The organism is Rhizobium sp. NLR8a (assembly GCF_019685235.1).
Classification (GTDB): Bacteria; Pseudomonadota; Alphaproteobacteria; order Rhizobiales; family Rhizobiaceae; genus Rhizobium.
This window is the reverse complement of record NZ_JABDWI010000009.1, coordinates 116,544-139,641: the sequence shown is the minus strand read 5'-3', so window position 1 is coordinate 139,641 and position 23,098 is coordinate 116,544. Positions and strand designations below refer to the sequence as shown.

Below are 23,098 nucleotides of genomic sequence, written 5' to 3'. Positions count from 1 at the left end.
GACGCTCAGAACAAGGCGATAATGTTGGAGGCCGTGGTCCCGGTCAGCGCCACGATCGCCGCATGAACCGGCAGGATCGTCCCGGCCGGCACGCTCTTGAAGACGACCGGATCCACATCCCGCCGCGGCGCAATCGCCACATCACCGGCCGTGCCGATATAAAGCGCCCGGGCGCCGACAATCGCGGTATCGTTCGGCGTCACCACGGCGGCCCGCGAGGCCGGAGCAATCGAGGGGTCCATTGTAAGTCTCCTTATGAGAGGTGGATGTCCTGCCAACACGGCCGCGTCGGGCGCTGCTACGCTCGATATGGCCAAGCGCGCTCCCCCACCCTCCGTCATCCGAGGGCTTGACCCGGGGATCCATGCCCGCCGCTGGTGGAGCCCAGCCGTGGATACCAGGGGCAAGCCCGATCCTCGGGTCAAGCCCGAGGAGGACGGAGCAAGGAGTGAGCGCTGTGCCAAGCCGCGTGGTCGATGACGCCGGCCGGAAAGCCCCGCCGAATGACGCACGCCATCGAAGCGTCGCCGGCCTTCACCGCCGGCGTCACCTCTGAATTCAAATCTCGCAGCTTGGATTTACGGTAGGATTAAATGATCCGCTGGGAGGTGATCAAGGACTTTGCAGCGCAGAAATTGCCTTCGACGCCGGCTCGGATTTGGCGGAGAAAAATTGGTCAAACGTTGGGCCGAACGTCCCTCGACTCTCCGTCATCCCAGGGCTTGACCAGGCTTGACCCTGGGATCCATGGCCGCGACTGGTGGAGACCAGCGTGGATCCTCGGGTCAAGCCCGAGGAGGACGGAGCAAGAGGTGAGCGCTGTGCAAAACCCACGGTGATATTCGATGCCGCTGGCCGGAAAGCCCTGGCGAATGACACATGCAATCGAAGCGTCGCCGGCCTTCACCGTCGGATCACCTTTGCATTCAAATCCCGCAGCTTGGATTTACGGTAGGACTAAACGATCCGCCGGGGGGTGATCAAGGACTTTCAAGCGTAGAAATTCACTTCGACGCCGGTTCCGAATTCGTCAAGCGTTTGGCGAAAACGTCCCTCCACCCTCCGTAGGTGGTGCAGGCCACTTTTGAAAATCACGCCTCCCCCACCAATTGATAGCAGCAGACCGCCCCCGCTTTGCCAAGTGTCAGCTTCGGCGTACAAATAGCAGCCTGTCGATCACCCGATGGAGGCGTCGGTGAAAACTGCAGGACTTCTTCTTTGCCTCGTCACTTTTCTCGGCGTTCCCTTCTGTGCGGCCCCGGCCGATGCCGAGGAAGTGGTGTGGTTCGAAAGCGCGCCGGTGAAGCTCAGCCCGTTTCGCATCCGCAAGGCCCTCGAACAGGGAGAAATTCTCTCCCAATCGCCGGGCACGCCGCTGCTCGGCTATTTGTCCCGCCCTCCCGGCGACGGCCCCTTCCCGGCGGTGGTCCTTCTGCATGGTTGCGATCACCTGCGTTTGAGCGTCAAGGAGCTTTGGCCGAAACGGCTGGTCAAATGGGGCTATGTCGTGCTTGTCGTCGACAGCTTCACCACCCGCAAGCTCGACGATGACTGTCGAATCGCTCTTCCCGAGCGGGTCTTCGATGCCTATGGCGCTCTGGATTTCTTGTCGAAATCGAGCTCCGTCGATATCAGCCGCGTCGCCTTGATGGGCTTTTCGACGGGCGCCACCGCGACGCTCGACGCGACAAAAACCCAGGGAAACGAGCAGCTTATGGAGCACAAGTTCAAGACGGCAGTCGCCTATTATCCCGCCTGCGACGCAAATCGGGGCGCTCCGTCAGCACCGACCTTGATCCTGATTGGCGAACGGGACAATTGGAGCCGGGCCGACCGATGCCAGAAGAGCCTTGCCCGCCTTGGCGACGATGGCCCATCCGTTGAGCTCAACGTCTACAAAGGCGCTTATCACGATTTCGACGCCCCGGAGTTCACAATGGGCAAGAGGGTGCTGGGTCATATCGAAAAATACGACCCCGACGCCGCGGCGAAGTCCATGCGCAGCGTCTACGCCTTTCTTCGCAAGTACCTCTCCGAGTAGAGGTTGACTGGCGATCTGCCTCTGCTCATCCGCTAGCCCGAGTTTGGCGCCAACGCACACCCCCAATCTCTGTCATTCCAGGCCTTGAGCCTGGAATCCACGGCCGCCGCCGGTCGATGTCCGCGTGGTGGATTCTCGGGTCAAGCCCGAGGAGGACGGAGCGTGGGTTGAGTTCCATGGGAAATCCGGCGACGTCTCCGGAATGAGGACAGGGCGCCTCCCGATCGTTCCAGCAAACATGCGCCAGCTGTCTGCCGGCCGGGCGCCCCTCCACATCGCAGCCTAAATGTCGCTCGGCCGCCCTGACGTCGCCTGGCTCGCCGAGGACATGAACGCCTCCTCGGCGCTCGGCACTTTCCCCTCCGGCGTCAGATCGTCGACGGCCTTGGGAAGATCGCGGCTCAGCCGGCCGAGGATCTCCTGATGCGAGAGGCCGGTATTCCTGGCGATCTCGTCCAGGACATCCGGGCCGAGGGCTGTGGCAAGTTCGCCGTCATTGATGTCGGCATTCTGCCCGCGGCGCACCCAGGATTCCATCTTGTCGCCCTGGCCGTTCTGCTGAAAGGTTTTCAGGAGGTCGCCGAGGCCGCCGCTGACGATGCTGCCGGAGGTCAAGCCGCCGAGAAGACCACCGAGACCGCCGGAGCCGGCCAGTCCGCCGAGGATGCCGCCGAGGCCGCCTGATGGCTGGCCTCCGGCGCCGGCCTGCTGCGGGTTCTGGAAGCCCCGCAGGAGCTCCCGGATCTTGTCCCTGTTCTGGTAACCGGCAACGGCAAGAACGGCGAGAAGCGCCTTCATTTGACCGCTCATCATGATGAAATCCTCCTGTGGTGCTCCGTGGGTTCACGCCAGCCGGAGCGCTGAATGGGCGCAATGTTCACTATCGTGGAAAGCTCCCGCCGGCGGGCGCAAGGCCCCGTGCCGGCGGCATTCACGACTGTCTCAAGGCCGGCTCAGAGTTCCGGGCAGCCGCGCTGGTTGGCGAAGATCATCCGGTCCGGCCCGCGGCGCGTCATCCCCTCGACGACGATGCTGCGAGACGAGATGCGGACGATGTGGGCCCGGCGCAGGCCTTCGCTGCGGGCGATGTCAAGCGCATCGTCGGGATCGCAGCGGCGCGGGCCCCGACGGTCGTAACGGTCGTAGCGGTCGTAATCGCGATTCCGGTCATAGACGCCGACGCCGCCGGGACCGATGCGCAGTTCCATATCCTGGGCGGCGGCAATCGTCGGTGCGATCGTCAGGCCGGTCATCGAGGCCAGGCCAATCAACACGAACTGAAGAGACTTATGCATGGATTCCTCCCATGGCCTTTATTGCTTATCGCCATACCAACATCGCCGTCGGGATTTTGTTCCGTAAGGTTGGAGGAGCGGGCCCAGGGGAGAAGCAAGAGCCTGCACGGCAGCGCGGAGCCGCTCATCGTGATCAGGCTTGATGCTCCAGCCAGGCGACAGCGAAGCTGCAGATTGAAGCCGCATCGACCAGCACCGATGGCGCGTCTCCAACCAGGCCCTGCGCGCCCTGCCCGCCGGCAAGAAAGGCACTGACGATCCCGGCGAAGTAATCGCTTTCGAAGCCGGCCACGACGGGATCGCCGGTGTCGAATTCCTCGAGCATGCGCCACACCACGCCGGCCGGCGTGGCAAAGGGCACCTCGTAGCGGCGCAGGCGCTTGTTCGGGATTTCAGCCAGGTGCTCGGCGCTTGTTCGGGATTTCAGCCAGGTGCTCGGCATGGTGGAGAAGGGTCATCGTGTCGAGCGGGGCTCCGGCCATGAGGACCTTGCCGCCGGCCGCCACGAGTTTGGCGAGCGGCGAGCCATCGCCATAGCCGTAATCGAGCGGATGATCGGCAGTGAGCCAGTCGGCCCTGGCGCCGATCGCCGCGACCGAGGCGCCCGGATTGCCGCTGCGCCGCGCCCCTGGCGTGGTTCGAAGGAATTCCGGGAAGATGCCGTTATCGCGGATCGCCCGGGAGGTCGTGGGATCGAAAGGCGCAATATGGTCGCGCCATTCGAAAGGAACGCGGCCGTTCTCGTCGAGCAGTTCGTCATAGGCGCCGTTCCAGTCCGCATAGGCGACGATGGTGCCCGACGGGCCGACGACATCGCGCAGCGCATCGATGAACATGTCGGGACCGTTGAGCAACCGCCCCAGTCTGCTCATGGCGGCATGCACCATGACCATGTCGCCGGCGCGAAGTCCGAGCTTTTCCAGATCCTGGCTGAGCGAGAGACGGGTGTGAAAGTGCGGAGCGGTCATCGGCCAACGATCAGCAGGACACGACCCGGAGTCAATGCTCCCGGGCGGACTCAGGGCACCATCGCTCGCAATACCCTGCTGCCGCTCACGCGCCTCGTGCCTCCGCGCCCGCGGCGGGCTTCCGTATGGTGCACCGCTTCCAAGGACATGAACCTGGTGGATCCTCTACCGCCGATCGGTGCCCCCTGGGCCATCCTTGCGATCTATGAAAGCTTCGGCTTCATCCACCACGCGTTCCTTGATGGCATCATGAGCATCGGACGCAACGTCCACGGCCTTGTGATAGACTTCCGACGCTACCTCTTTACCCTGCGCGAGGACGTCCTGGGCCTGATGGCTGAGGCTATCTCTCGTGCTATCTGCGGCTTCGCCGACCAACTCATCCTCGGTGTCGGTGTGGGGCAGCGCCGCGCCGATCGCCGCACCGACCGCGAAAGCCAGGGCACCGCCGACGAGCGGCTGGTCGCGGAAATGGGTGAGGATCGCCTCGTTGAGTTTGCTCGTTTGCTCTTGAAGACTGGTCGCCGCCGAAGAGGACCGGCTCGACAGCGAGCTCGCCGCGTCAGACGCACGGGCGCTGAGGTCGCTCGCGGCGCTTTTCGCCTGCTCCCATTTCTCCGCCGCCCAGCCGGTTGCCGCGTCGAGCATTGCACCAGTCTCGTCGGTTATCTGATTGATCTGTTTTCCGCTAGCGTCGGCGAAGCCGCGATAGGTCTTGCCCGCCTCGTCCATGAAATGGCCGGCACGACCTCCTGTTTCGTCTGTCAACGCTTTCAACCTCTTGCCGGATTCATCGGCAAAATGGCTGTAACGGGCTCCGTTTTCCATTGCCGGCGGACCAATCCGGCGAACCCGTCCAGTCGCCGGGTAAAGCGGGTATTCAGGATCCTTGCTCCAGGTCGCCGTGTCGCCTGATGAAGGACTGCCTTTTGCCATGAGCCAGGCCAGGCTCACGCCCATCAGCGCGACCGGCAAAGGGTTCGCCTTGAGGGCGTGGCCAAGATTGCTGACATACTCTGCGCCGCCGCTTCCCTTGGCATATGCGATGACCTCATCGATGAGCTGGCCCGGCGACATCCGTTCCTGAATCGCGTCAATCCGATCTCCTATGCGGCGGCGGTCTTGGTCGATCTCCCACTGAAGCTCGGCCGATGATTTTTCCGTTGAATTTTCCATCAGATTTTGTCCTTCACAACATCAACGTCGCGGCGAAGCGAAGTCGCAGTACGATCCAGTTTCATGTTGTTGGCGCGAAGCGCGGCGAGGCCCCGGGAGACCAAACCCCAAGCGATCCCGGCTATGATGATGCCGACGATTAGAGAGGCGAGCGCACCTGCAGTGGTTTGGGTAAAACCCTGTGTCACGAGGAAGGCCGCGAGACCGCCGACAAGCGCACTCAGCAGGACGCCGACTGCCCCGATCGCCAGGACCAATCCGAATAGGAGAACCTCCACGCCGCTGAGCGCCTGCGAAAGTTTTTCCGAGGCTTCCGTCTTGGCAAGGTCGATTTCCTTGCGGAGCAGGCCCGTGACATCACCCACGAGGCCACTGACGAGCTCGGAGAGGGGTGTGTTCTCTGAAGTTTTAGCCATTGTTCTCGCCTCCGGTCGTCGCGGCGCCGGGGCGCAGGCCAATCGACGGTTCGCGCGGCGCGGCAACTGTTTGCCTTTTCGCGGAGGCCGTCAGGAAGCGGCTTGCCGCCAGGCCCGCAAGTGCGGCGATCCCGAGAAAGGCGAGCGGTTGCTTGCGCCCGAAATCCTCGGCCATGGTGGCGATTTCGCCGATGTCCTTGCCTTCCATCCGCCGAGCGACGGTCTGCACGCTCCGCCCGATTTGCCTGGCGTATCGCCCGACCTCAGCCTGACCGGAGCTTTCCATTTCGGCGCCAGCTTTCTCAAGTGCCGTTGCAACGCCGCCAACCTGGCGAGCAGCGAAGCTGGTGCGTTCGGAAATGACGTCCTTGGCTTTCTCGACGGCCGTGTCGGCGCCTTCCTTGATCGCTTCCTTGGCGGTGGAAATGTCTTCGCTCACCTTCGCTTCCAGATCGGAAACGGACGTGCGCATTCCCGGCGAAGAACCAAAAGCTGGGGATGAGGACGGTGTCTGCGCCGTTGCGCTTCTTCCTGCCGGATCTGTGAAATCGTTTTGCATGTCTAACCTCCCATGTCGTGGCGGCGACTGCCGCAGCCCCGAACCACGGGTGCCCCGCTTTGTTCCGCGAATGCCAAACGTTCCGCTTCGGCATGGCTCAGATCTGCGACTGCAATGAAGCCGCGCCGTCCTCGGCTCCTTCTTGATCTTTGGCAGGCGTGACAATGGACGCTGCGACGTAACGCTCCTCCCTGTCGCCATCGTTGAAGTAGTAGACGGCGAGCAGGGATCCCTCCCCGCGTTTTACCATTCTGGGATAACCGAGATCAGCCGTGCCGCCGTCGCTGCGGATGACCTTCTCGGCGCCCCATGTCTCGCCGTCATCGAAACTCATGCGCATCCGGATACCAAATGGCGGATCACGATAGCCGTAGACGAGCAGCAGCATGCCTTCGATGCGTCCGAGCGCTGGCGGGTTGCCATTGCTGCCGGTGTCGCCGACAATGCAGCCTTTCCGTGTCCAGGTCTTCCCTTCGTCGTCGGAGGTGAAGGCTTCTATCCAACCCTTGCCACCGCCCCTCCCCATGCAGCGCGTCAAGGTCAGTATGGCGCCACCGGAAAGTGCCGCGGATGCCGGCATGATCGAATAGCCCTCAGGTTCCGGGCCGACAAATCCTTGCAGGACGAAGCTGCGCCCGCCGTCCGCAGTGCGCGCGCAGAACACCCTGCCTTCCGAACCGTCCTCTTTGGAGGTGCTGAGCATGAAGAGCGCATGTTCCCTGCCAAGAGGCACGATATCGGTGCGCGCCGAGATCGGAAGGTGCAAACCGGTGAAACGATACGGACCCTGCCATGTCAGGCATCGATCCCGGCTGACATAGAACCAGCTGACCGCGTCGCCCTCTACATCGGTTCTGGCGCACATGACGATCGTCTCGGGATCGAGAAAGTCTATGGGTTCATCCAGACGGCCGAGGTCATCACCAACCGACAGATGCGGACGGATCTTGAGATCGGCGTTCAGGTGCTCATCGGCCGAAAGCGAGAGCCCACCGGGCACCCGGCCGCAGAACGGCTCGTCCATCCATGTCAGTCCGCCGTCCAGGCTGCGTGCCTGCCAGGGGACGAATGGATAATCACGGTCCAGTTCGTGCAATTCCCCCTTCGCTCCGAGTTTGCCGCGCGCGAAGACGACAACGATTTCCTCACCCCAGGACCAGAAACCATAATTTGCCGGCCAGGCTGCGAACTCGCCCTGTCTCCTGTAGATTTCAATATGGCGGAATTGCATGTCCATGGAGGCTTCCGCTGTCATAGGGTCTCGACTGGAAGTGCGCGCACGAGCAGTTCATCCTGGCCGAGCAGCCGTTCGAGTTCGCGACGGTATTGGCGCCACCACGCCCGATCGAGACTGCCCACCATGACTTCGATCACGATGACGGTATCTTCTTCAGTGCCCTCGTCATTGGACCAAAGCCCTTTTGCGGGGGAATTGAGATAGGCCGTCACACCGCCATGGCGCTCCGTCATCTCGCGCTGAATTGTCGCGATAATGTCTCCGATGTCGACCGTCGCTTGCGGCGCTGCCGGAATAAACAACTGAATCAAATGCATGTGGAATTCTCCTCGTCTCGCAAACTTCGCAGGTCTGACGAGGTTCCAGCCCGGCTCTAAATCTGGTGCGATGTCATGGTGTCGGCTCCGCGCCGAAATCGCCGATATCCGTCGGACAACAAGGAAAGCGGCAGCAGGCGGTGGTCGCCGTCGTGCAAGGTGCTCCGGCCGCGGTGGCGAGCCCAGACGCAATGTGCAGTCACAGGGCTGATCAAGCATCCCTTTTCAGATCCCGAAGACAGATACCAATTAGTCTTGACTCATCAATTAGTCACGGCTATTGTGTTTGCATGATCGAGACCACCCCAATTACGAGCGTCATGCGCGCCCTTGCCGATCCCACTCGGCGGGCCGTGTTCGAGCAGATCGTCCTCTCCAAGGAGATCACCGTCGTCGAACTGACACGGGCGAGCACCGTCACTCAGGGCGCCGTCTCGCAGCACCTCAAGGCGCTGAAGCAGGCGGGCCTGGTGGCCGAGCGCCCCGAGGGCCGCAATGTCTATTACCGCGCCGAGCCCGAAGGCCTTGCGCCGCTTGTGGACTGGATGAGCCATTACGGCACCTTCTGGCGCGAGCGTTTTGCCGATCTCAGAACCTTGCTGAAGGAAATCGATCCATGACCGACACCGCATTGAAGCCCGACACGCAGGAGATTGTCGTCGACGAAGTGTTCCCGCACGCGCCGGAAACAATCTGGAAAACGCTGACGTCAGCCGAGTTGATGGGCCGCTGGCTGATGATGCCGGCGGGCTTCGAGCCGGTCGAAGGCAAGCGCTTCACCTACCAGACGACGCCGGCCGGCGCCTGGGACGGCACCATTCACTGTGAGGTGCTGGAGGTGAAGCCGAATGAGCGTCTCTCCTATGCCTGGAAAGGCGGACATGCCGAGAATGCCGGCTACGGCTCGCCGCTCGATACCGTCGTCACCTTCCTTCTCTCCAGGACGGAAAACGGCACACGGCTGCGTCTCGTTCATTCCGGCTTCGTGCTGCCTGAGAATGACACCGCCTACCGGAAAATGGGCGAAGGCTGGAAGAAGGTCGTGAAGAATATCGGCGCCCTCGCCGGCAGCGAGGACTGATCCGGCACCAGCCACATCACAAATTTGTTCAGGAGAAAGCAATGAGCAAGCCTTATACCGGCGGCTGCGCCTGCGGCGCCATCCATTACGAGATCTCGGCCGAGCCGATTGCGATGAACGACTGCCAGTGCCGCGACTGCCAGCGGACGAGCGGCACCGGCCACGGATCCTATCTGACCTTCCCACGCCGGCAGGCTGTGAAGCTTGAAGGAGAGGCCAGCCACTGGCAGATGGTCGCCGACAACGGCAATGTCAAAACCCGCGGCTTCTGCCCGGCCTGCGGCGCGCCTGTTTATCTGACCTTCTCCTACATGCCCGATTTCTTCACCATCCACGCCGCCAGCCTCGACGAGCCGGAGCGATATCAGCCGCAAATGGCAACCTACACCGTGCGCGGCCTCGCCTGGGATCGGGTCGACCCTGATGTGGCGAAATTCGAAAAGATGCCGCCGATGTGAGGCTGGCGCAGCGCCCGCAAATGGTCTCTCGGGTGCTCGGTCGCGAGCGGGGAAGGTCCCGCTCACGACATCGTCGCTTGCCCACCGAGGTCGAGTTTTTTCCTGTCGTTGCCAATCCAGCATAAATTGCCTTTGACATTTCGTCACATCGAATATAACCATCTGGCTATATAGCTAATTGGTGATTCATGGATGACAGGCTTGATGAGATTTTTTCCGCCCTCTCCGACCCCACACGGAGAGCAATTCTGGCGCGGCTTGCCAACGGCAAGGCGACGGTGGCCGAGCTTGCCGATCCGTTCGAACTGTCTCAGCCCGCCATCTCGAAGCACCTCAAGGTCCTGGAACAGGCCGGGTTGATCCGCTCCGGCCGGGAAGCGAATTCGCGTCCCCGCATTCTCGAGCCGGCAGCCTTGAAGACAATTGCAGATTGGATCGCCGATTACAGGCGCTTCTGGGATGAAAGCTTTGATCGTCTCGATGACTATCTGTCCAAGGTACAAGGAAACGAAAAATGACCAATCCAGAGACCGCAACAGACAACAGCCATGACCTGGTTCTCGTGCGAAAGTTCGATGCGCCCTGCGATCTCGTTTTCAGGGCATGGACCGACCCGAAAGCCTTGGCGCAATGGTGTGGGCCTCACGGTTTCAAGGCAGTGGGCGACAGGCTGGAAGCCTGGCCCGGCGGCAAACACCGCGCCTGTCTGATTGCCCCGGATGGAGAGGAGCATTGGGTCGGCGGAAAATATCTGGAGGTCGAGCCGCCGCACAGGCTTGTGTTCACACATGCCTGGGAGACCGGAACCGGCGAAACCAGCCCCGAAACCATCGTCACCATCACCTTCAGGGAAAGCGATGGAGGCACGGAAATGACTTTTCGGCAGAGCGGATTTGCAAGCGCATCCTCACTTGAGGGTCATGAATCCGGTTGGTCGCAAAGTTTCGAGCGATTGAACTCTTTTCTGGGAACCGCCGAAGGGCAAAATCATGGGTAAGGCGACGATGAAGCTCTACTATTGCGAGACGCTCAATCCGCGGAAGGCCTGCGCCGCCGCGCGTTTTCTTCAAGCCGACGTCGAGTTCGTCAGGGTTGACCTGGCCAGCGGAGAGCAGCGCACCGCGGAATTCCTGGCGCTGAACCCGAACGGAAAGGTCCCGGTGCTGCAGGATGATGCCGGAACCTTATGGGAAGCGAACGCCATCATGTGCCGGTTGTCTGACGCAGTCGCGTCGGATTTCTGGCCGCATGACCATCGGCAGACCGACGTGCTGCGCTGGTTGAGCTGGGATGCCAGCCATTTCACCCGGCACGGGGCAACGCTGTGGTTTGAAAGCTTGATCAAGCCGTTGTTCGGCGGGAAGCCTGACCTCGCCCTGATCGAGGATGCGAAGACGAACTTTCGGCTCCATGGCCGGGTGCTCGACGATCATCTGGCCGCCAACAGCGTCGCCGTCGGGAAGACACTGACCGTGGCGGATTTCGCACTGGCAGCTGCACTTCCTTATGCAACCGCTGCCGACATCCCGCTCGCCGAATTCCGGCATATGCAAAAATGGTACGGACGGCTTGAAGAACTGGATGCGTGGCAAAACCCTTTTCCAGCCTGAGAAGCGCGAGCGAAGGGTTATTGCGAGCCTGAGAGGCGTTACCGCAGAGGTAATATTGAAGATTATCTTCGTATTTCGACATCTTCTCTTCAACAACGCTTTGTGCATATATTGACCCTTCGCCGAGAACGTCACGCCGCAACCGGCCGCGGTCGCCGCAAGGCGTCCTGGGAATTGCCAAACCGGCGGGTGGATTCTGTCGTGAGCACCACAAGATACTTGCTGATCTTGCCGCTGATGGCGGTCGTGGCCTACATGGCGATCGTGGCTCTGGTCTATTTTTCGCAGCGAAGCCTGCTTTATCCCGGAGCCGGCGCCGCATCTGGTGCCGAGGATGCGCGTTGGGGCGAGTCGGTCAACATTAGAACGCCCGACGGGGAGAAGCTTCAGGGACTGTACAGCCAGGGCGACAGCGACAAGCCCTGCGTGCTCCTCTTTTTCGGCAACGGCGACCGCGTCGACAATTACGCGTTTCTCGCACAGGCGCTGGCTGCACGCAGGATTGGATTGCTGGCGATTTCCTATCGCGGCTATCCCGGCTCGACCGGCTCACCCAGCGAGCAGGGCCTGCTGACGGACGGCATCGCCGCGTTCGACTGGCTTTCAGCACATGCCGGAAGCGAGATTGTTGTGCTCGGCCGGTCACTTGGCACCGGCGTTGCTGTGAACACGGCCGCGAACAGGCCGGCCGGGGGCGTCATCCTCGTGTCTCCGTACCTGTCGGTTCTGTCGGTTGCGCAGGCGCGCTATCCGTACCTCCCGGCTGAAATTCTTCTCAAGGATCCGTTTCGATCGGACCTCAACATAGGCAAGGTCAGACAACCGAAGTTGTTCCTCCACGGCCGGCTTGATGACAGCATCCCGCTGTCTTCAGGGCAGGCGCTGTACGAGATCGCACCCGAGCCCAAGCGGATGCTGATCTATGACCGCGCGGGTCACAACGATATCTTCAGCGATGGCCTGGTCGGTGACGTCATCCGTTTCGTGGAAGCGCTGAAAGGAAACGGTCCTGGATCCCGTCACGAACGGGAGCCGGTTCTCGGCGAGACCCGGTCTGAGGGCGAAGATCATCGCGGTGGTTCGGCTTCGAATCCATAAGCTCTTTCAACGAGCGCCACACGGATTTCATAACGCGTATACCAGTCTGCCCGGCCCCGGCGTTGCGCTTCGACGTGATCGACGACCGCTTTCCAGGCCCGGATGCTTTCTTCGTCCCTCCAATAAGAGTTGATGATGCCGAACCCATCAGCACGGCGGGCGCTTTCGAAACCCAGAAATCCGGGCTGCTGCTTTGCCAGTTCCACCATCGCAGCGCCGACGTCACCGTAGCCGTCCTCGACCTCCGTTCGTTGCGACGAGAAGCAGACGACGTAATAGGGCGGTGCAGGTAAGGTCGCGATAGACATGCCAAAACCTCGTTGCGACGAGTGGACATCTTTGCAACCATCCGTCGTGCGGTCAATTCGCAACCCAATACCGGCACAGGCTACGTCAGCCCCCTTCGCCGTCCCCGACCCCAAGCTGCCGTGGAAATCAATCGAGGCGGCCGCGGAAAAGCATCTCGTTGCCGTGGGACTTACGCATGCGCCGGACGCCAGTGGGGATAGGTGACATAGGCGGTGACGGCGCCCTCCTCATGCGAGCGGATCGTCACGGTCTCGCCCTTCGGCATGTAGACGATCTCGCCCGGCCCGGCGCTGACCGTTCCCGCCTCTGCCGAAATCGAAAGCCGCCCTTCCAGAACGATCATCACGTCGTCGACCGCCATGGTTTCGGTCAGGCTCTGGCCAGGGGCGTAGCGTCCGTAACCGATGGTGATCGGCCCGCCATGCCGCTCATCGACGAGATTGCCGACGAGAATGTCTGCCTCCTGCCCCGGGGAACGCTTCAGCGAAGCGTCGGCGATCGCGAATTTCTGCATCTTCATTGTCTACCTCCATGCCGCCGGCTTAGGTAACGCGGAAATCTCCCGCGCCAAGTCCTCAGCGTGGCGCGATATCCCGCCATTGGAATGATCTGCGACACTCGGAAGGCCTCGCCAGCAAACGAAGGCGCGCCGAAACGAAGTGCTCTGACGCCGGTCCAGCGGCGCGATACGCTGCGCCGGCGGCGAGTTGAGTGGGAATGCACCCCCGCTCTCCGTCATTCCAGGCCTTGAGCCTGGAATCCATGGCCTTGGCCCATCACGCGCCGCGGATCCTGGGCGAACGACAACGAAAGGCGCCGCCCTGCCCTGCGTATCGGATCGACATGGCGCTTGCCGGCCACGCCGCAGAGCCACGAAAGCCTCGACTTCATCGGCGCATGGAGCGGCAGAAGCCGCGTCGTCAGCATCCATTTGCCAACCTGCAACTGAGCTCCAGCGCATCCAAGGCGTGTGATGATTGACAGAGTTCTACCAAGAAAGAGCTAATTGGAAAGTCCAAAGGATCGGAGCATAGTCCGCCCAGTGGGGTTCAGCGCGCGTGGGAAAAGCGGGACACAGGACTCCTGCGGCCACGCCTCGACGACTTAGCAGGCAACATTGACAGGTTGATGCGGAGGTAGCGTGATGGCGCAGGGCGTCGTTTCTCTCAGCGGGACTCTGACTCAGAATCAGACTTTGGCGGCAAATGTCACCGATGTTGACGGGTTACCGTCAGGGACGGTCATTACCTATCAGTGGCAGCAGAGCAGCGATAACGGTGCCACCTGGAGCAACATAACAGGTGCAGCCACAGCCGCCCTGACCTTGCAGCAGGCTCAGGTCGGAAAGCGGGTGCGGGCAACCGCTGCTTACACCGATGCTTTGGGCAACCAGGAACTGGTTGCCAGCACCACCAATACCGCTGTCGCCAACGTGAGCGACATAGGCGTAGTCGCGATCACCGGTACACCCGTACAAGGCCAGGCCCTGGCCGCCGCGATCTCGGATCTGGATGGGCTCGCCAACGTGGCGATCACCTATCGTTGGCAGCAACTGATCGGAACCACCTGGAGCAACATCGCGAACGCCAACGGTTCAACGTGGACGCTTCAGGCAGCGCAGGTCGGCAGGCAGGTCCGCGTCCAGGTAACCTATACCGATCAGTCGGGAGGAACCGAAAACAATCGAACCAGCCTGGCCACATCCCCGATCGTCGCGAGTAATCCTGCCGGCAACGACATTGGCATCGTCTCCATCATCGGGGCCGCAACTCAAAATCGGACGATCGCGGCTGGTGTTACCGATGTTGACGGGCTCCCGGCCGGGACCATCGTCGCCTACCAATGGCAGCAAAGCAGCAATGGCGGCGGCACGTGGAGCAACATTGCCGGCGCCACTGCGAAAACACTCAGCCTGCAGCAAGCACTGGTTGGGGAGCAGGTTCGAGCGACCGCCACGTACACCGATGCCCTTGGCAACAACGAGACGGTCGCCAGCGGTCCGACGACGGCAGTCGCCAACTTGAACGACGCAGGCGTGGCGACGATCACCGGTACGCCCGTTCAAGGACAAGCCCTGACTGCGGCCGTTACCGACCTCGATGGGCTCGCCAACGTGTCGATCACCTATCGCTGGCAGCAGTTGATCGGGACGACCTGGACCGATATCGCCGGAGCCACCGGTCCGAACTGGACACTCCAGGCGGCGCAGGTGGGCAGGCAAGTTCGTGTCAGGACCACTTACACCGATCAGCTGGGTGGTGTCGAAGCCAACCGGGCGAGCACGCCGACCGCAGCCATTGTCAGTGCCAACAACCACCCGGGTGTGCTTGGCATCAGCGGCACCGCGACGCAAGGTCAGGTGTTGACGGCCGCTGTCACCGACGCGGACGGTGTGCCGGGATCGGTGACCTATCAGTGGCAGCAGAGCAGCAACGGCACCACCTGGAGCAATATCGGTGGAGCGACTGCCAAGACGCTGACCCTGCAGCAGGCCCAGGTCGGCAATTTCGTGCGGGCAACGGCCAGTTACATCGACAACCTGGGCAACAGCGAGAATGTCACCAGCCCGGCGACGCCCTCGGCAGTCGCCAATGTCAATGATCCCGGCGTGATCTCGATCACTGGCATAGCGAGCCAAGGCCAGACCTTGACCGCCAGCCTCAGTGACATCGATGGCCTGCCGGCAAGCGTCAGCTATCTGTGGCAGAGCAGCGACAACGGCACGACGTGGAGTGACGTCGCGGGCGGGCAAAGCCTGACACTGGGCAGCAGTCTCGTCGGCAAGCGCGTGCGGGTCAATGCCACTTATACCGACCTGCTTGGCACTGGCGAGACCGTCGTGAGCGCGGCGACTGCCCCGATTACATCCGTAAGTTCCAGCCCCGTCAGCCTCTTCACCACCCAGACACCGGCCCAACCCAACTTCACCGACGGGCCTGGAGTGGACTGGGAAGTCGGGATGCGCTTCGTCAGCAGCAATACCGGTTCGATCCAGGCGGTCCGCTATTACAAGGCCCCCAGCGAGACCGACACGCATGTCGGCCGCATCTGGTCGGCTACCGGGCAGCAACTGGCAAGCGTCACCTTCACCAACGAGACCGCCTCAGGATGGCAGCAGCAGACTTTGGCAAGCCCGCTGGTCATCAATGCGGGCACCACCTATGTCGTCTCGGTCAATGCCAACAGCTACTATTCGCTGACCTCGAACGGCTTCGCCAACCCGATCAGCAATGGCGGATTGACCGCCCCGGTCGGCGCCGGCGTCTACAACGATACCATCGGCACGTTTCCGACCCTGGTCTACCAGAATGAAAACTACTTCCGCGATGTCGTGTTTTCTGCCGCGGCGGCGAATCCCGACAACCACCCGGGTGTGCTTGGCATCAGCGGCACCGCGACGCAAGGTCAGGTGTTGACGGCCGCTGTCACCGACGCGGACGGTGTGCCGGGATCCGTGACCTATCAGTGGCAGCAGAGCAGCAACGGCACCACCTGGAGCAATATCGGTGGAGCGACTGCCAAGACGCTGACCCTGCAGCAGGCCCAGGTCGGCAATTTCGTGCGGGCAACGGCCAGTTACATCGACAACCTGGGCAACAGCGAGAATGTCACCAGCCCGGCGACGCCCTCGGCAGTCGCCAATGTCAATGATCCCGGCGTGATCTCGATCACTGGCATAGCGAGCCAAGGCCAGACCTTGACCGCCAGCCTCAGTGACATCGATGGCCTGCCGGCAAGCGTCAGCTATCTGTGGCAGAGCAGCGACAACGGCACGACGTGGAGTGACGTCGCGGGCGGGCAAAGCCTGACACTGGGCAGCAGTCTCGTCGGCAAGCGCGTGCGGGTCAATGCCACTTATACCGACCTGCTTGGCACTGGCGAGACCGTCGTGAGCGCGGCGACTGCCCCGATTACATCCGTAAGTTCCAGCCCCGTCAGCCTCTTCACCACCCAGACACCGGCCCAACCCAACTTCACCGACGGGCCTGGAGTGGACTGGGAAGTCGGGATGCGCTTCGTCAGCAGCAATACCGGTTCGATCCAGGCGGTCCGCTATTACAAGGCCCCCAGCGAGACCGGCACGCATGTCGGCCGCATCTGGTCGGCTACCGGGCAGCAGCTGGCAAGCGTCACCTTCACCAACGAGACCGCCTCAGGATGGCAGCAGCAGACTTTGGCAAGCCCGCTGGTCATCAATGCGGGCACCACCTATGTCGTCTCGGTCAATGCCAACAGCTACTATTCGCTGACCTCGAACGGCTTCGCCAACCCGATCAGCAATGGCGGATTGACCGCCCCGGTCGGCGCCGGCGTCTACAACGATACCATCGGCACGTTTCCGACCCTGGTCTACCAGAATGAAAACTACTTCCGCGATGTCGTGTTTTCTGCTGGATCAAGCGTTGCCTTGCGGGACAATAACACCATCTTCGTCAGTGAAACAGCGGGCGCTGCAACAATCACCGTCGTTCGCACAGGCAGCACGAGCGGGCAGCTGACACTGGAGTACACGACCAACGAGATCGGCGGAGCCGGAGCGGCACAGGCTGGAGCGGACTATACGCCGCCGACCTTCAATGGCCGAGCCAATACCGGGCAAGTTGTTTTCGCGGACGGCGAGAGCAGCAAGACGTTTGCAATCCCGATCGTCAATGACCCCGATGCCGAAGGGACCGAGACATTTTCCGTCGGCATCCAGAATCCCGGGCCTGGTGGCTCGCTGGCAGCGCCGCGGACTGTTCTGGTCTCGATCGTCGACGACGACTCCGCACCCACCATCTCCGTGAGCAATCCGGTCATCACCTTGTCGGAGGCGGCGGTCGCCGCCACGATCACGGTTCAGCGCAGTGGAAACATCGATGCCACGGCCACCGTTGCATATGCTACGAGCAATGGCAGCGCGATCGCGGGCTCCGATTATACGACAACAACGGGCGTGCTCACATTTGCCGCCGGGCAGGCGATCCAGACCATTTCTGTTCCGCTGCTCAACAACACGACGGCCGAGAGCAACGAAAGCTTCACTGTAACCTTGAGCAACCCGACAGGCGCTGTCCTGGGGAGCCAAACGACCGCGACCGTCAACATCCTGGACGACGACAGCAACCTCGGCAATCTGGTCCGCCAGACCGTGGTGTCCGGCTTGACCGAGCCAACGACCCTGGATTGGACGCCCGATGGCCGCTATATGGTTGTCGCGCAACAGAATGGCGTTGTGCGGGTGGTGGACAACGGCACGTTGAGATCGACGCCGCTTGTCGATTTGTCCAGCCAGGTCAACTATACGCCCGGAGATCGGGGGATGCTGGGGGTGGCAATTCATCCGAACTTCGCGGCAAATCCATACGTCTATCTGCTCTACACTTACGACCCGCCGGAAACTGCGAATGGAACCGGCCTGGCGGGACCTGATACCAAAGGGAACCGTCCTTCGCGTCTCGTTCGGCTTACGGTCAACCCCAACACGATGATCGCCGATCCGGCCAGCATGGTCGTGCTGGCCGGTACCAATAGCACCTGGGCATACACCAGCCGTCCGGATCTCGACAGTACCGGCGCTGTGAACATACCGCCATCGGGCATCGTTAACGGCACCACCATTACCGCCCCTGCAAGCCAGATCGAGGTGGGAACGCAGGACAACGATCCAGATCGCGCCGGAATCCAGAACCAGAATATTCGGGACTATCTGGCGACGGACAGTGACTCCCATTCCAATGGAGCTCTCCATTTCGGGCCTGACGGCATGCTGTACTTCAGCAACGGAGACGGCACGTCTTACAATTTCATGGACCCTCGCACGGTTCGCGCTCAAGACGTTCACAATCTGTCCGGCAAAGTCCTGAGGATAGATCCGATGACCGGCGCGGGCGTTCCGGGGAACCCCTTCTATGACCCCGCAGATCCCAACAGCAATCAGTCCAAGGTCTTCTATTCCGGCGTGCGCAACGCCTATCGCTTCACCTTCGATCCGGTGACCAACCTGCCCGTGCTCGGAGATGTCGGCTGGAACAGTTGGGAGGAAATAAATACCGGTCCCGCCGGATCGAATTTCGGTTGGCCGTATCTGGAAGGTCCCGGCCGAACGGGCGGCTACCAGGATCTCCCTCAGGCGATCAGCTTCTACAACAATGGGAACCGAAACAGTCCTTCCGATCAGGCTGCTGTTTTTCCGCTGCTATCGAGAAGCCACGGCGCGCCTGACGGCGCCTCCGCGATCACGGTCGGGGATTTCTACAACAACGATACCCTGATGTTTGCGGATCTTGTCAATGGAAATGTGTACACCGCAACAATGAACGCAAGCAGGCAGATCACGAACGTACAGGTCTTCGACACCGGCGTCCCCTACCTGGTAGACATCGCGAAGGGACCGGACGGCTGGCTTTACGGTGCTGATTTGGGCACCGGCACCATCCGTCGCTGGGCAGACCCCAATGTGCCGACCGGCGGGAACCTGTTGGCACCGACTTGAGCCGTAGCACATCGGCAGCCCCCTTATGCAGTATTGAACGCGTAACAGGCGATGCCGAGACAATGAGGGAGGCTGGCGATGCCGCCGAGAGCTAATCGGTCAAGCTCAGGGTTCAAGAATATTGGGATATTGAACTTCCTCCGCAAAATCCTGGTAGCAGTACTTCTGCCAGTTCTTTCAGCAAATCTTTCATTCGGTGCGGAAAGGACATTTAAACTTCCTGGCTTCACCCACCCGTTTAGAGTTACGACGGAGCGCAATCAGCCGGGCGGCTTTACAATGGTGAAAGACCCGCTGGATCAGTACAACGCGGCCAAGGTGTTCAAATTTTCGATCAACCCAGGTTCGTGCGTACGGGACGACTGCGAGCAACAGTCGGCTCGCGCGACGGTTCAGCAGGGACGCAAGGCCAAGCAACCCAAGGAGGCATGGTATGGTTGGGACATGTATTTCGTGCCCGACTTTCCGATTGGTTCGAAGCAGGTCAGAGGTCACGAGATATTCGTCGAATTCAAGGATCAGGACCAATGCCAACTCGTGGCCCTGACCACCAATCCCCATAGCAACGACCAATTCCTTTCATGGAGTATGGAAAAGCCAAGCGGGAAGCAGATGACCCAGTTCGGCGGTGACTGTATTGACCTTTTTGACATGCGCGTCGCGCCCATCAGCGAACTGGCGGGCGCTTGGCACCGTTTCGAACTCCTTGTTCGATGGACCAGGGAAGGCGACGGACGCTTCATGATGTTTCTGGATGGGAAGCAGGTCGTGGACTATCACGGCGTTACCTGTTTTTCATGCGATAAGCTAAATTACTTTCTTTTCGGCAACTACCTGTGTTGCACGACTGGCACCAAATTGGTGGTGCCCGCGACGGTCTACTATCGCTACGTCAGCATGGCGAAGTCGCGTGAGGCTCTCGTTTGGAAGTAGTTCAGCAGGATCGACGGCGATGGGGCGGCTCCGCGAACAACGAAGTTTGCGGAGCCGAAGTGCACGGAGGGAGGTGGGCGGCGCCATAAGGCCGCGGGTGTTAGAACCCCTCACCTTGATACGATCCGAGGATGAGCTCGACTGAACATCACTCGGCGATTTCTTTCGAATTCTCCTGGAAGTGGGCTCGGGCAGTCTCGTCAAGATCGATCAGCTTGTCGATCGCTTCCTCAATCAGCGGCGAGATGATCGGGCGTAGAGCGGCTTCGGTAGGATGCCGACAAAAAAGCCCCGCCGTAACGGGGCAAGTCTTGACAACACGGATCGCACAGGAGGAACACCCGTGCTTTCCTGTTGCTTCAACGAAAGAGGGACTGGCTATGTTCCGATACGGTGTTGGACATAGTAGAACGCAGCTTCATCTTCTCATTGAGCACTTGAAGAAGGCGTTATTTGTCTCGCCAGGGAGGTTCTGACTGGATACAGCAACATTGCTAAACCTCCCTGGCGTCCTCTTGACAAGGATGAATAAAATCTAGCTCGACTCTTACCAAGAAAAAGACGGACTTAAGTCGGGCATTGGGCGCCGTGGTTTTGTAGTGCGGTTCAAGCATGACGCAAAAAAAGCCCCGCAGCTCAGCGGGGATTAGCAGATTGGGGTTTTTTTTGGCTTTGCGCACCTAGGCGCTGCACAACTATTCTCAACGATGTTTTCTTTACTGCAATAAGTACGACTTTATCACTTTGACTTAGGGTCGAATGCATAAATGTGCGAAACCGCACTGACGGTTGGTCTTAGAAGGCTGATGCACTACGGTTTTCTTATCGCGCTCCGAGCGAACTGTTGCGACGCTTAGGGAGGATGATATGGCGGACTTCAATCTCTTACTTCAGCTGGAAGACGTGAACGTGATTTCGGATGCTGTTCGTACTTGGTTCCGGCACAATCACGCCGCGCCGACGGAACAATCAATGCAGCTTCTTTGCAGCTCGGCAGTCGACCTATTTAATGAAGGACATAAGACGCGCGAGGAGCTGGTCACGCTGCTGATCATGAAGTTTGATAGCAGTCATTCGCTGCAGGTCAACGCGCCGACGTCCACATCTCATCATTGACCAGTGATATCGGCCATGAATGCCGAGCGCCGGCAGGTGACCGACAGGGTCGCCACGCAAGCGGCCTTTCCAATTCAGGCCATCTCCGCTCATTACGATTTCGCTTTCCGCCAGCCGGCGGCCCAAGCTTAAATTCCGAGCAGAACCATCGTTCTCCATACGTGGGGCTGATCTTCGTCTGCTCGTCGTATCGCTGTCCCGGCACATGGAAGATGCGCTCGCCAGTCTCGATGGAGATGTTGCCCTTGATCCTGCACGATAGACCGGAGCCGCCAGAAGCGCCCCAGGAGGCCAGCATGTCGCTTGCGGTCCAGCCGCCGGCTGCACCAAACGCGACCGCGCCGATGACCAAACCCGGCGCCCTGAACAGCACCGATTTCTTCTGCGGAACGCGATACTCCTGACGCATGCCGCATCCCCGTCATTTCGCGCGAGGATTGTAGCCGCGTTAGAGCATGGCGAATATCTATCCAAAAGGCTTATCTGGACCTGCTTGGGCTGAGCGGCCCTGAAGGTTCCAGTGCGCCGGACTACTTGGCGACATGCCAAACTCCGCCGACGCCATCGCCGGTCGTATCGCCAGGCTTCTTGTCTCCGGCGAAGGTGTAAAGCGGCTTTCCTTGGTAAGCCCACATCTCCTTGCCGTCGGCCGCCTTGACAAGTGACCATTCGCCTTCGGCCTTGGCCTTGGCGGCGGCGTGGAAGGCCGGCCATTTCTTCAAGCAGGCCTCGTCGCAGTTTGATTTGCCCATGGCGTCTTTGTCGAACGTATAGAGTGTCATACCTTTGGCGTTTGCCAGGATCTTACCCATCTTCGTGTCGACCATTTTGGCCGGTTCCGCTGCAAAAGCCGAAAAGACAGTCGCAGCCAACAGGCCCATGGAGACGATCAGCGTTTTCATGAATACCTCCAGTTCGGGAATGCCAGCGGGATCTGGCAGGGTCCGATGTGAGCAAGAAACGCTCCGGCGAGGTGGCGGTTCCGTGATCTAACTGACGGCGATGCAGATTCGGATTTGTCTTGTGTGGATGAGCGACGGGGCTGTAGCCTGGCTGCGGCATTGGCTCAAGATTAACTGATGAACCCCGCGTTTAAAAAAAGCCCCGCGCGGCTCGCGGGGCCAGTGAGCGTGCATGGCAAGGCGGTTGAGGGCGCCTAGCGCACGCTCAGGACTAACGTAGGGCCGCGATGAAGGTTCCCGAGGCTCATCCTTTTGGCGGGCGTCAAATCAGCAGCCGACGTCAGTCGCACCAATCATTTCGCTGCTTCGGGCTCCACGTCCTGGCGAAACCTTCCGAAGCAGCTTCTTGCCGATTTCTTCACCATTCGTACGGTAGATGTTGATGAGCGGCCGATGCGATGGCGTCTTGTCGACCGAGCCGCTGAACACCACCCTCAGACCCTTTTCAGCCAAAAGCTCTTTTAACCTGCCCTTGGCGATCAGGGCCAGCTTCCATTCCTTCATGCATTCGGCATGGCTCCCGATCTCCGGCCTCTCGATGCCGGAGACGAACGGAACTCCTTCCCCAGCAGTCTCATGTTCTGCCCATCCCATTTCACGGTGTCGCAGTCGACCGCCGTCAGAGAGGCGCAGATGATCAGCCCAGCAATCATCTCGAGGAGCTCCGTTTCCTCAATTCATTCCATGTGGTCGCCATCTGGGGCGAATTGGTCAGCGCCGGCTTGCCGCTGTCGCTCATCCAACCTCCTGGAAAGTCGATGCCGGATCAATGGACCATTTCGGCCAAAACTCCAATGCCAAAAAACCCCGCCTTCGGTAGGGCGGGGCCAGTTATGGGTTGCGCTGGGCCGCACATCGAAGTGTCGAGAGGCTGCTGTGGAACAAATCTCACCACGGCCTAAGGTCCTACGACAGCGCTGCCTATTATTGTTCCCGTCCTAAGTTCTTTTCATGAGCCTGTCGGCCGACCATGTAATTCCAGCAGTTTTTCGGAGTGCTCCTCGACCCTCCTGCATGCCTCCCGGCACTGCACTTCCACCGCCGGTA

Annotated in this window: 26 protein-coding genes and 1 pseudogene; 11 read left to right on the top strand and 16 right to left on the bottom strand. The window is 60.6% G+C overall.

The features are described 5' to 3' along the window. Positions 1–5 precede the first annotated feature (5 nt). A complete protein-coding gene (locus HJC04_RS18505) occupies positions 6–242 on the bottom strand; it encodes a hypothetical protein (RefSeq protein ID WP_210628754.1) in 237 nt (78 codons plus the stop codon). Positions 243–1,195: 953 nt separating this feature from the next. On the opposite strand from HJC04_RS18505, the gene HJC04_RS18500 reads away from it, so the two are divergent. Continuing rightward, complete coding sequence (locus tag HJC04_RS18500; protein ID WP_409078117.1) at positions 1,196–2,041, top strand: dienelactone hydrolase family protein; 846 nt, start codon at positions 1,196–1,198, stop codon at positions 2,039–2,041. A 282-nt stretch (positions 2,042–2,323) separates the two neighbouring features. On the opposite strand, the gene HJC04_RS18495 is transcribed toward HJC04_RS18500, so the two are convergent. From HJC04_RS18495 to HJC04_RS18460, 9 genes are all read right to left on the bottom strand, one after another. Then, complete coding sequence (locus HJC04_RS18495; RefSeq protein WP_221146800.1) at positions 2,324–2,854, bottom strand: YidB family protein; 531 nt, start codon at positions 2,852–2,854, stop codon at positions 2,324–2,326. Positions 2,855–2,994: 140 nt separating this feature from the next. Then, positions 2,995–3,336, bottom strand: a complete 342-nt coding sequence (locus tag HJC04_RS18490; RefSeq protein ID WP_168302381.1) for a hypothetical protein — start codon at positions 3,334–3,336, stop codon at positions 2,995–2,997. A gap of 133 nt (positions 3,337–3,469) precedes the next feature. Continuing rightward, the gene (locus HJC04_RS32250; RefSeq protein WP_259668894.1) at positions 3,470–3,778 is read right to left on the bottom strand and encodes an AAC(3) family N-acetyltransferase; all 309 of its coding nucleotides are present in this window, start codon (positions 3,776–3,778) and stop codon (positions 3,470–3,472) included. Continuing rightward, positions 3,729–4,304, bottom strand: coding sequence for an aminoglycoside 3-N-acetyltransferase (aac(3), locus tag HJC04_RS18485; protein WP_259668893.1), 576 nt, complete (start codon positions 4,302–4,304; stop codon positions 3,729–3,731). The genes HJC04_RS32250 and aac(3) overlap by 50 nt, the downstream gene beginning before the upstream one ends. A gap of 165 nt (positions 4,305–4,469) precedes the next feature. Beyond that, on the bottom strand, positions 4,470–5,480 hold the full coding sequence (locus HJC04_RS18480) for a YtxH domain-containing protein (RefSeq protein WP_221146799.1): 1,011 nt from the start codon (positions 5,478–5,480) through the stop codon (positions 4,470–4,472). Beyond that, the gene (locus tag HJC04_RS18475; RefSeq protein WP_085777337.1) at positions 5,480–5,896 is read right to left on the bottom strand and encodes a phage holin family protein; all 417 of its coding nucleotides are present in this window, start codon (positions 5,894–5,896) and stop codon (positions 5,480–5,482) included. Before HJC04_RS18475 ends, HJC04_RS18480 begins: the two co-directional genes overlap by 1 nt. Further along, on the bottom strand, positions 5,889–6,455 hold the full coding sequence (locus HJC04_RS18470) for a nutrient deprivation-induced protein (RefSeq protein ID WP_221146798.1): 567 nt from the start codon (positions 6,453–6,455) through the stop codon (positions 5,889–5,891). Before HJC04_RS18470 ends, HJC04_RS18475 begins: the two co-directional genes overlap by 8 nt. A 97-nt stretch (positions 6,456–6,552) precedes the next feature. Continuing rightward, on the bottom strand, positions 6,553–7,692 hold the full coding sequence (locus tag HJC04_RS18465) for a sialidase family protein (protein ID WP_210628762.1): 1,140 nt from the start codon (positions 7,690–7,692) through the stop codon (positions 6,553–6,555). A gap of 14 nt (positions 7,693–7,706) precedes the next feature. Next, complete coding sequence (locus HJC04_RS18460; protein WP_210628763.1) at positions 7,707–8,009, bottom strand: hypothetical protein; 303 nt, start codon at positions 8,007–8,009, stop codon at positions 7,707–7,709. Positions 8,010–8,299: 290 nt separating this feature from the next. Here HJC04_RS18460 and HJC04_RS18455 point away from each other — a divergent pair, with 290 nt between their 5' ends. The 7 genes from HJC04_RS18455 (at position 8,300) to HJC04_RS18425 (ending at position 12,256) form a co-directional block, all read left to right on the top strand. After that, entirely contained in the window at positions 8,300–8,629 is a 330-nt protein-coding gene (locus HJC04_RS18455) for a helix-turn-helix transcriptional regulator (RefSeq protein ID WP_210628764.1), read from the top strand. Continuing rightward, positions 8,626–9,090, top strand: coding sequence for an SRPBCC domain-containing protein (locus HJC04_RS18450; protein WP_221146797.1), 465 nt, complete (start codon positions 8,626–8,628; stop codon positions 9,088–9,090). The genes HJC04_RS18455 and HJC04_RS18450 overlap by 4 nt, the downstream gene beginning before the upstream one ends. Before the next feature lie 41 nt (positions 9,091–9,131). Then, on the top strand, positions 9,132–9,548 hold the full coding sequence (locus tag HJC04_RS18445; RefSeq protein WP_221146796.1) for a GFA family protein: 417 nt from the start codon (positions 9,132–9,134) through the stop codon (positions 9,546–9,548). A gap of 188 nt (positions 9,549–9,736) precedes the next feature. After that, positions 9,737–10,066, top strand: a complete 330-nt coding sequence (locus HJC04_RS18440; protein WP_221146795.1) for a helix-turn-helix transcriptional regulator — start codon at positions 9,737–9,739, stop codon at positions 10,064–10,066. Beyond that, entirely contained in the window at positions 10,063–10,545 is a 483-nt protein-coding gene (locus HJC04_RS18435; RefSeq protein WP_210628767.1) for an SRPBCC domain-containing protein, read from the top strand. The genes HJC04_RS18440 and HJC04_RS18435 overlap by 4 nt, the downstream gene beginning before the upstream one ends. Continuing rightward, complete coding sequence (locus HJC04_RS18430; RefSeq protein WP_210628768.1) at positions 10,538–11,158, top strand: glutathione S-transferase family protein; 621 nt, start codon at positions 10,538–10,540, stop codon at positions 11,156–11,158. The genes HJC04_RS18435 and HJC04_RS18430 overlap by 8 nt, the downstream gene beginning before the upstream one ends. A gap of 201 nt (positions 11,159–11,359) precedes the next feature. Next, positions 11,360–12,256: an alpha/beta hydrolase gene (locus HJC04_RS18425; protein WP_210628769.1), complete on the top strand. Its 897-nt coding sequence runs from the start codon at positions 11,360–11,362 to the stop codon at positions 12,254–12,256. Here the strand turns inward: HJC04_RS18425 and HJC04_RS18420 are convergent. From HJC04_RS18420 to HJC04_RS18410, 3 genes are all read right to left on the bottom strand, one after another. Beyond that, positions 12,226–12,564 (bottom strand): antibiotic biosynthesis monooxygenase, encoded by a 339-nt coding sequence (locus HJC04_RS18420; RefSeq protein ID WP_221146794.1) that lies wholly within the window; start codon positions 12,562–12,564, stop codon positions 12,226–12,228. The genes HJC04_RS18425 and HJC04_RS18420 overlap by 31 nt on opposite strands. Before the next feature lie 170 nt (positions 12,565–12,734). After that, on the bottom strand, positions 12,735–13,085 hold the full coding sequence (locus HJC04_RS18415; RefSeq protein WP_221146793.1) for an ethanolamine utilization protein: 351 nt from the start codon (positions 13,083–13,085) through the stop codon (positions 12,735–12,737). Positions 13,086–13,300: 215 nt separating this feature from the next. After that, positions 13,301–13,492, bottom strand: a complete 192-nt coding sequence (locus HJC04_RS18410) for a hypothetical protein (RefSeq protein WP_210628771.1) — start codon at positions 13,490–13,492, stop codon at positions 13,301–13,303. Positions 13,493–13,709: 217 nt separating this feature from the next. On the opposite strand from HJC04_RS18410, the gene HJC04_RS18405 reads away from it, so the two are divergent. From HJC04_RS18405 to HJC04_RS18395, 3 genes are all read left to right on the top strand, one after another. Next, entirely contained in the window at positions 13,710–19,040 is a 5,331-nt protein-coding gene (locus HJC04_RS18405; RefSeq protein ID WP_221146792.1) for a DUF4082 domain-containing protein, read from the top strand. Positions 19,041–19,169: 129 nt separating this feature from the next. Further along, the gene (locus tag HJC04_RS18400) at positions 19,170–19,973 is read left to right on the top strand and encodes a heparin lyase I family protein (protein WP_221146791.1); all 804 of its coding nucleotides are present in this window, start codon (positions 19,170–19,172) and stop codon (positions 19,971–19,973) included. An 867-nt stretch (positions 19,974–20,840) separates the two neighbouring features. Then, the gene (locus HJC04_RS18395) at positions 20,841–21,089 is read left to right on the top strand and encodes a hypothetical protein (protein WP_210628774.1); all 249 of its coding nucleotides are present in this window, start codon (positions 20,841–20,843) and stop codon (positions 21,087–21,089) included. A gap of 92 nt (positions 21,090–21,181) precedes the next feature. Here HJC04_RS18395 and HJC04_RS31800 read toward each other — a convergent pair. From HJC04_RS31800 to HJC04_RS32245, 3 genes and pseudogenes are all read right to left on the bottom strand, one after another. After that, positions 21,182–21,498, bottom strand: a pseudogene (locus HJC04_RS31800) (succinoglycan biosynthesis protein exoi). A gap of 121 nt (positions 21,499–21,619) precedes the next feature. Next, on the bottom strand, positions 21,620–21,991 hold the full coding sequence (locus tag HJC04_RS18390; RefSeq protein WP_221146790.1) for a hypothetical protein: 372 nt from the start codon (positions 21,989–21,991) through the stop codon (positions 21,620–21,622). A gap of 327 nt (positions 21,992–22,318) precedes the next feature. After that, entirely contained in the window at positions 22,319–22,555 is a 237-nt protein-coding gene (locus tag HJC04_RS32245) for a hypothetical protein (RefSeq protein ID WP_405048791.1), read from the bottom strand. Positions 22,556–23,098: the final 543 nt, after the last annotated feature.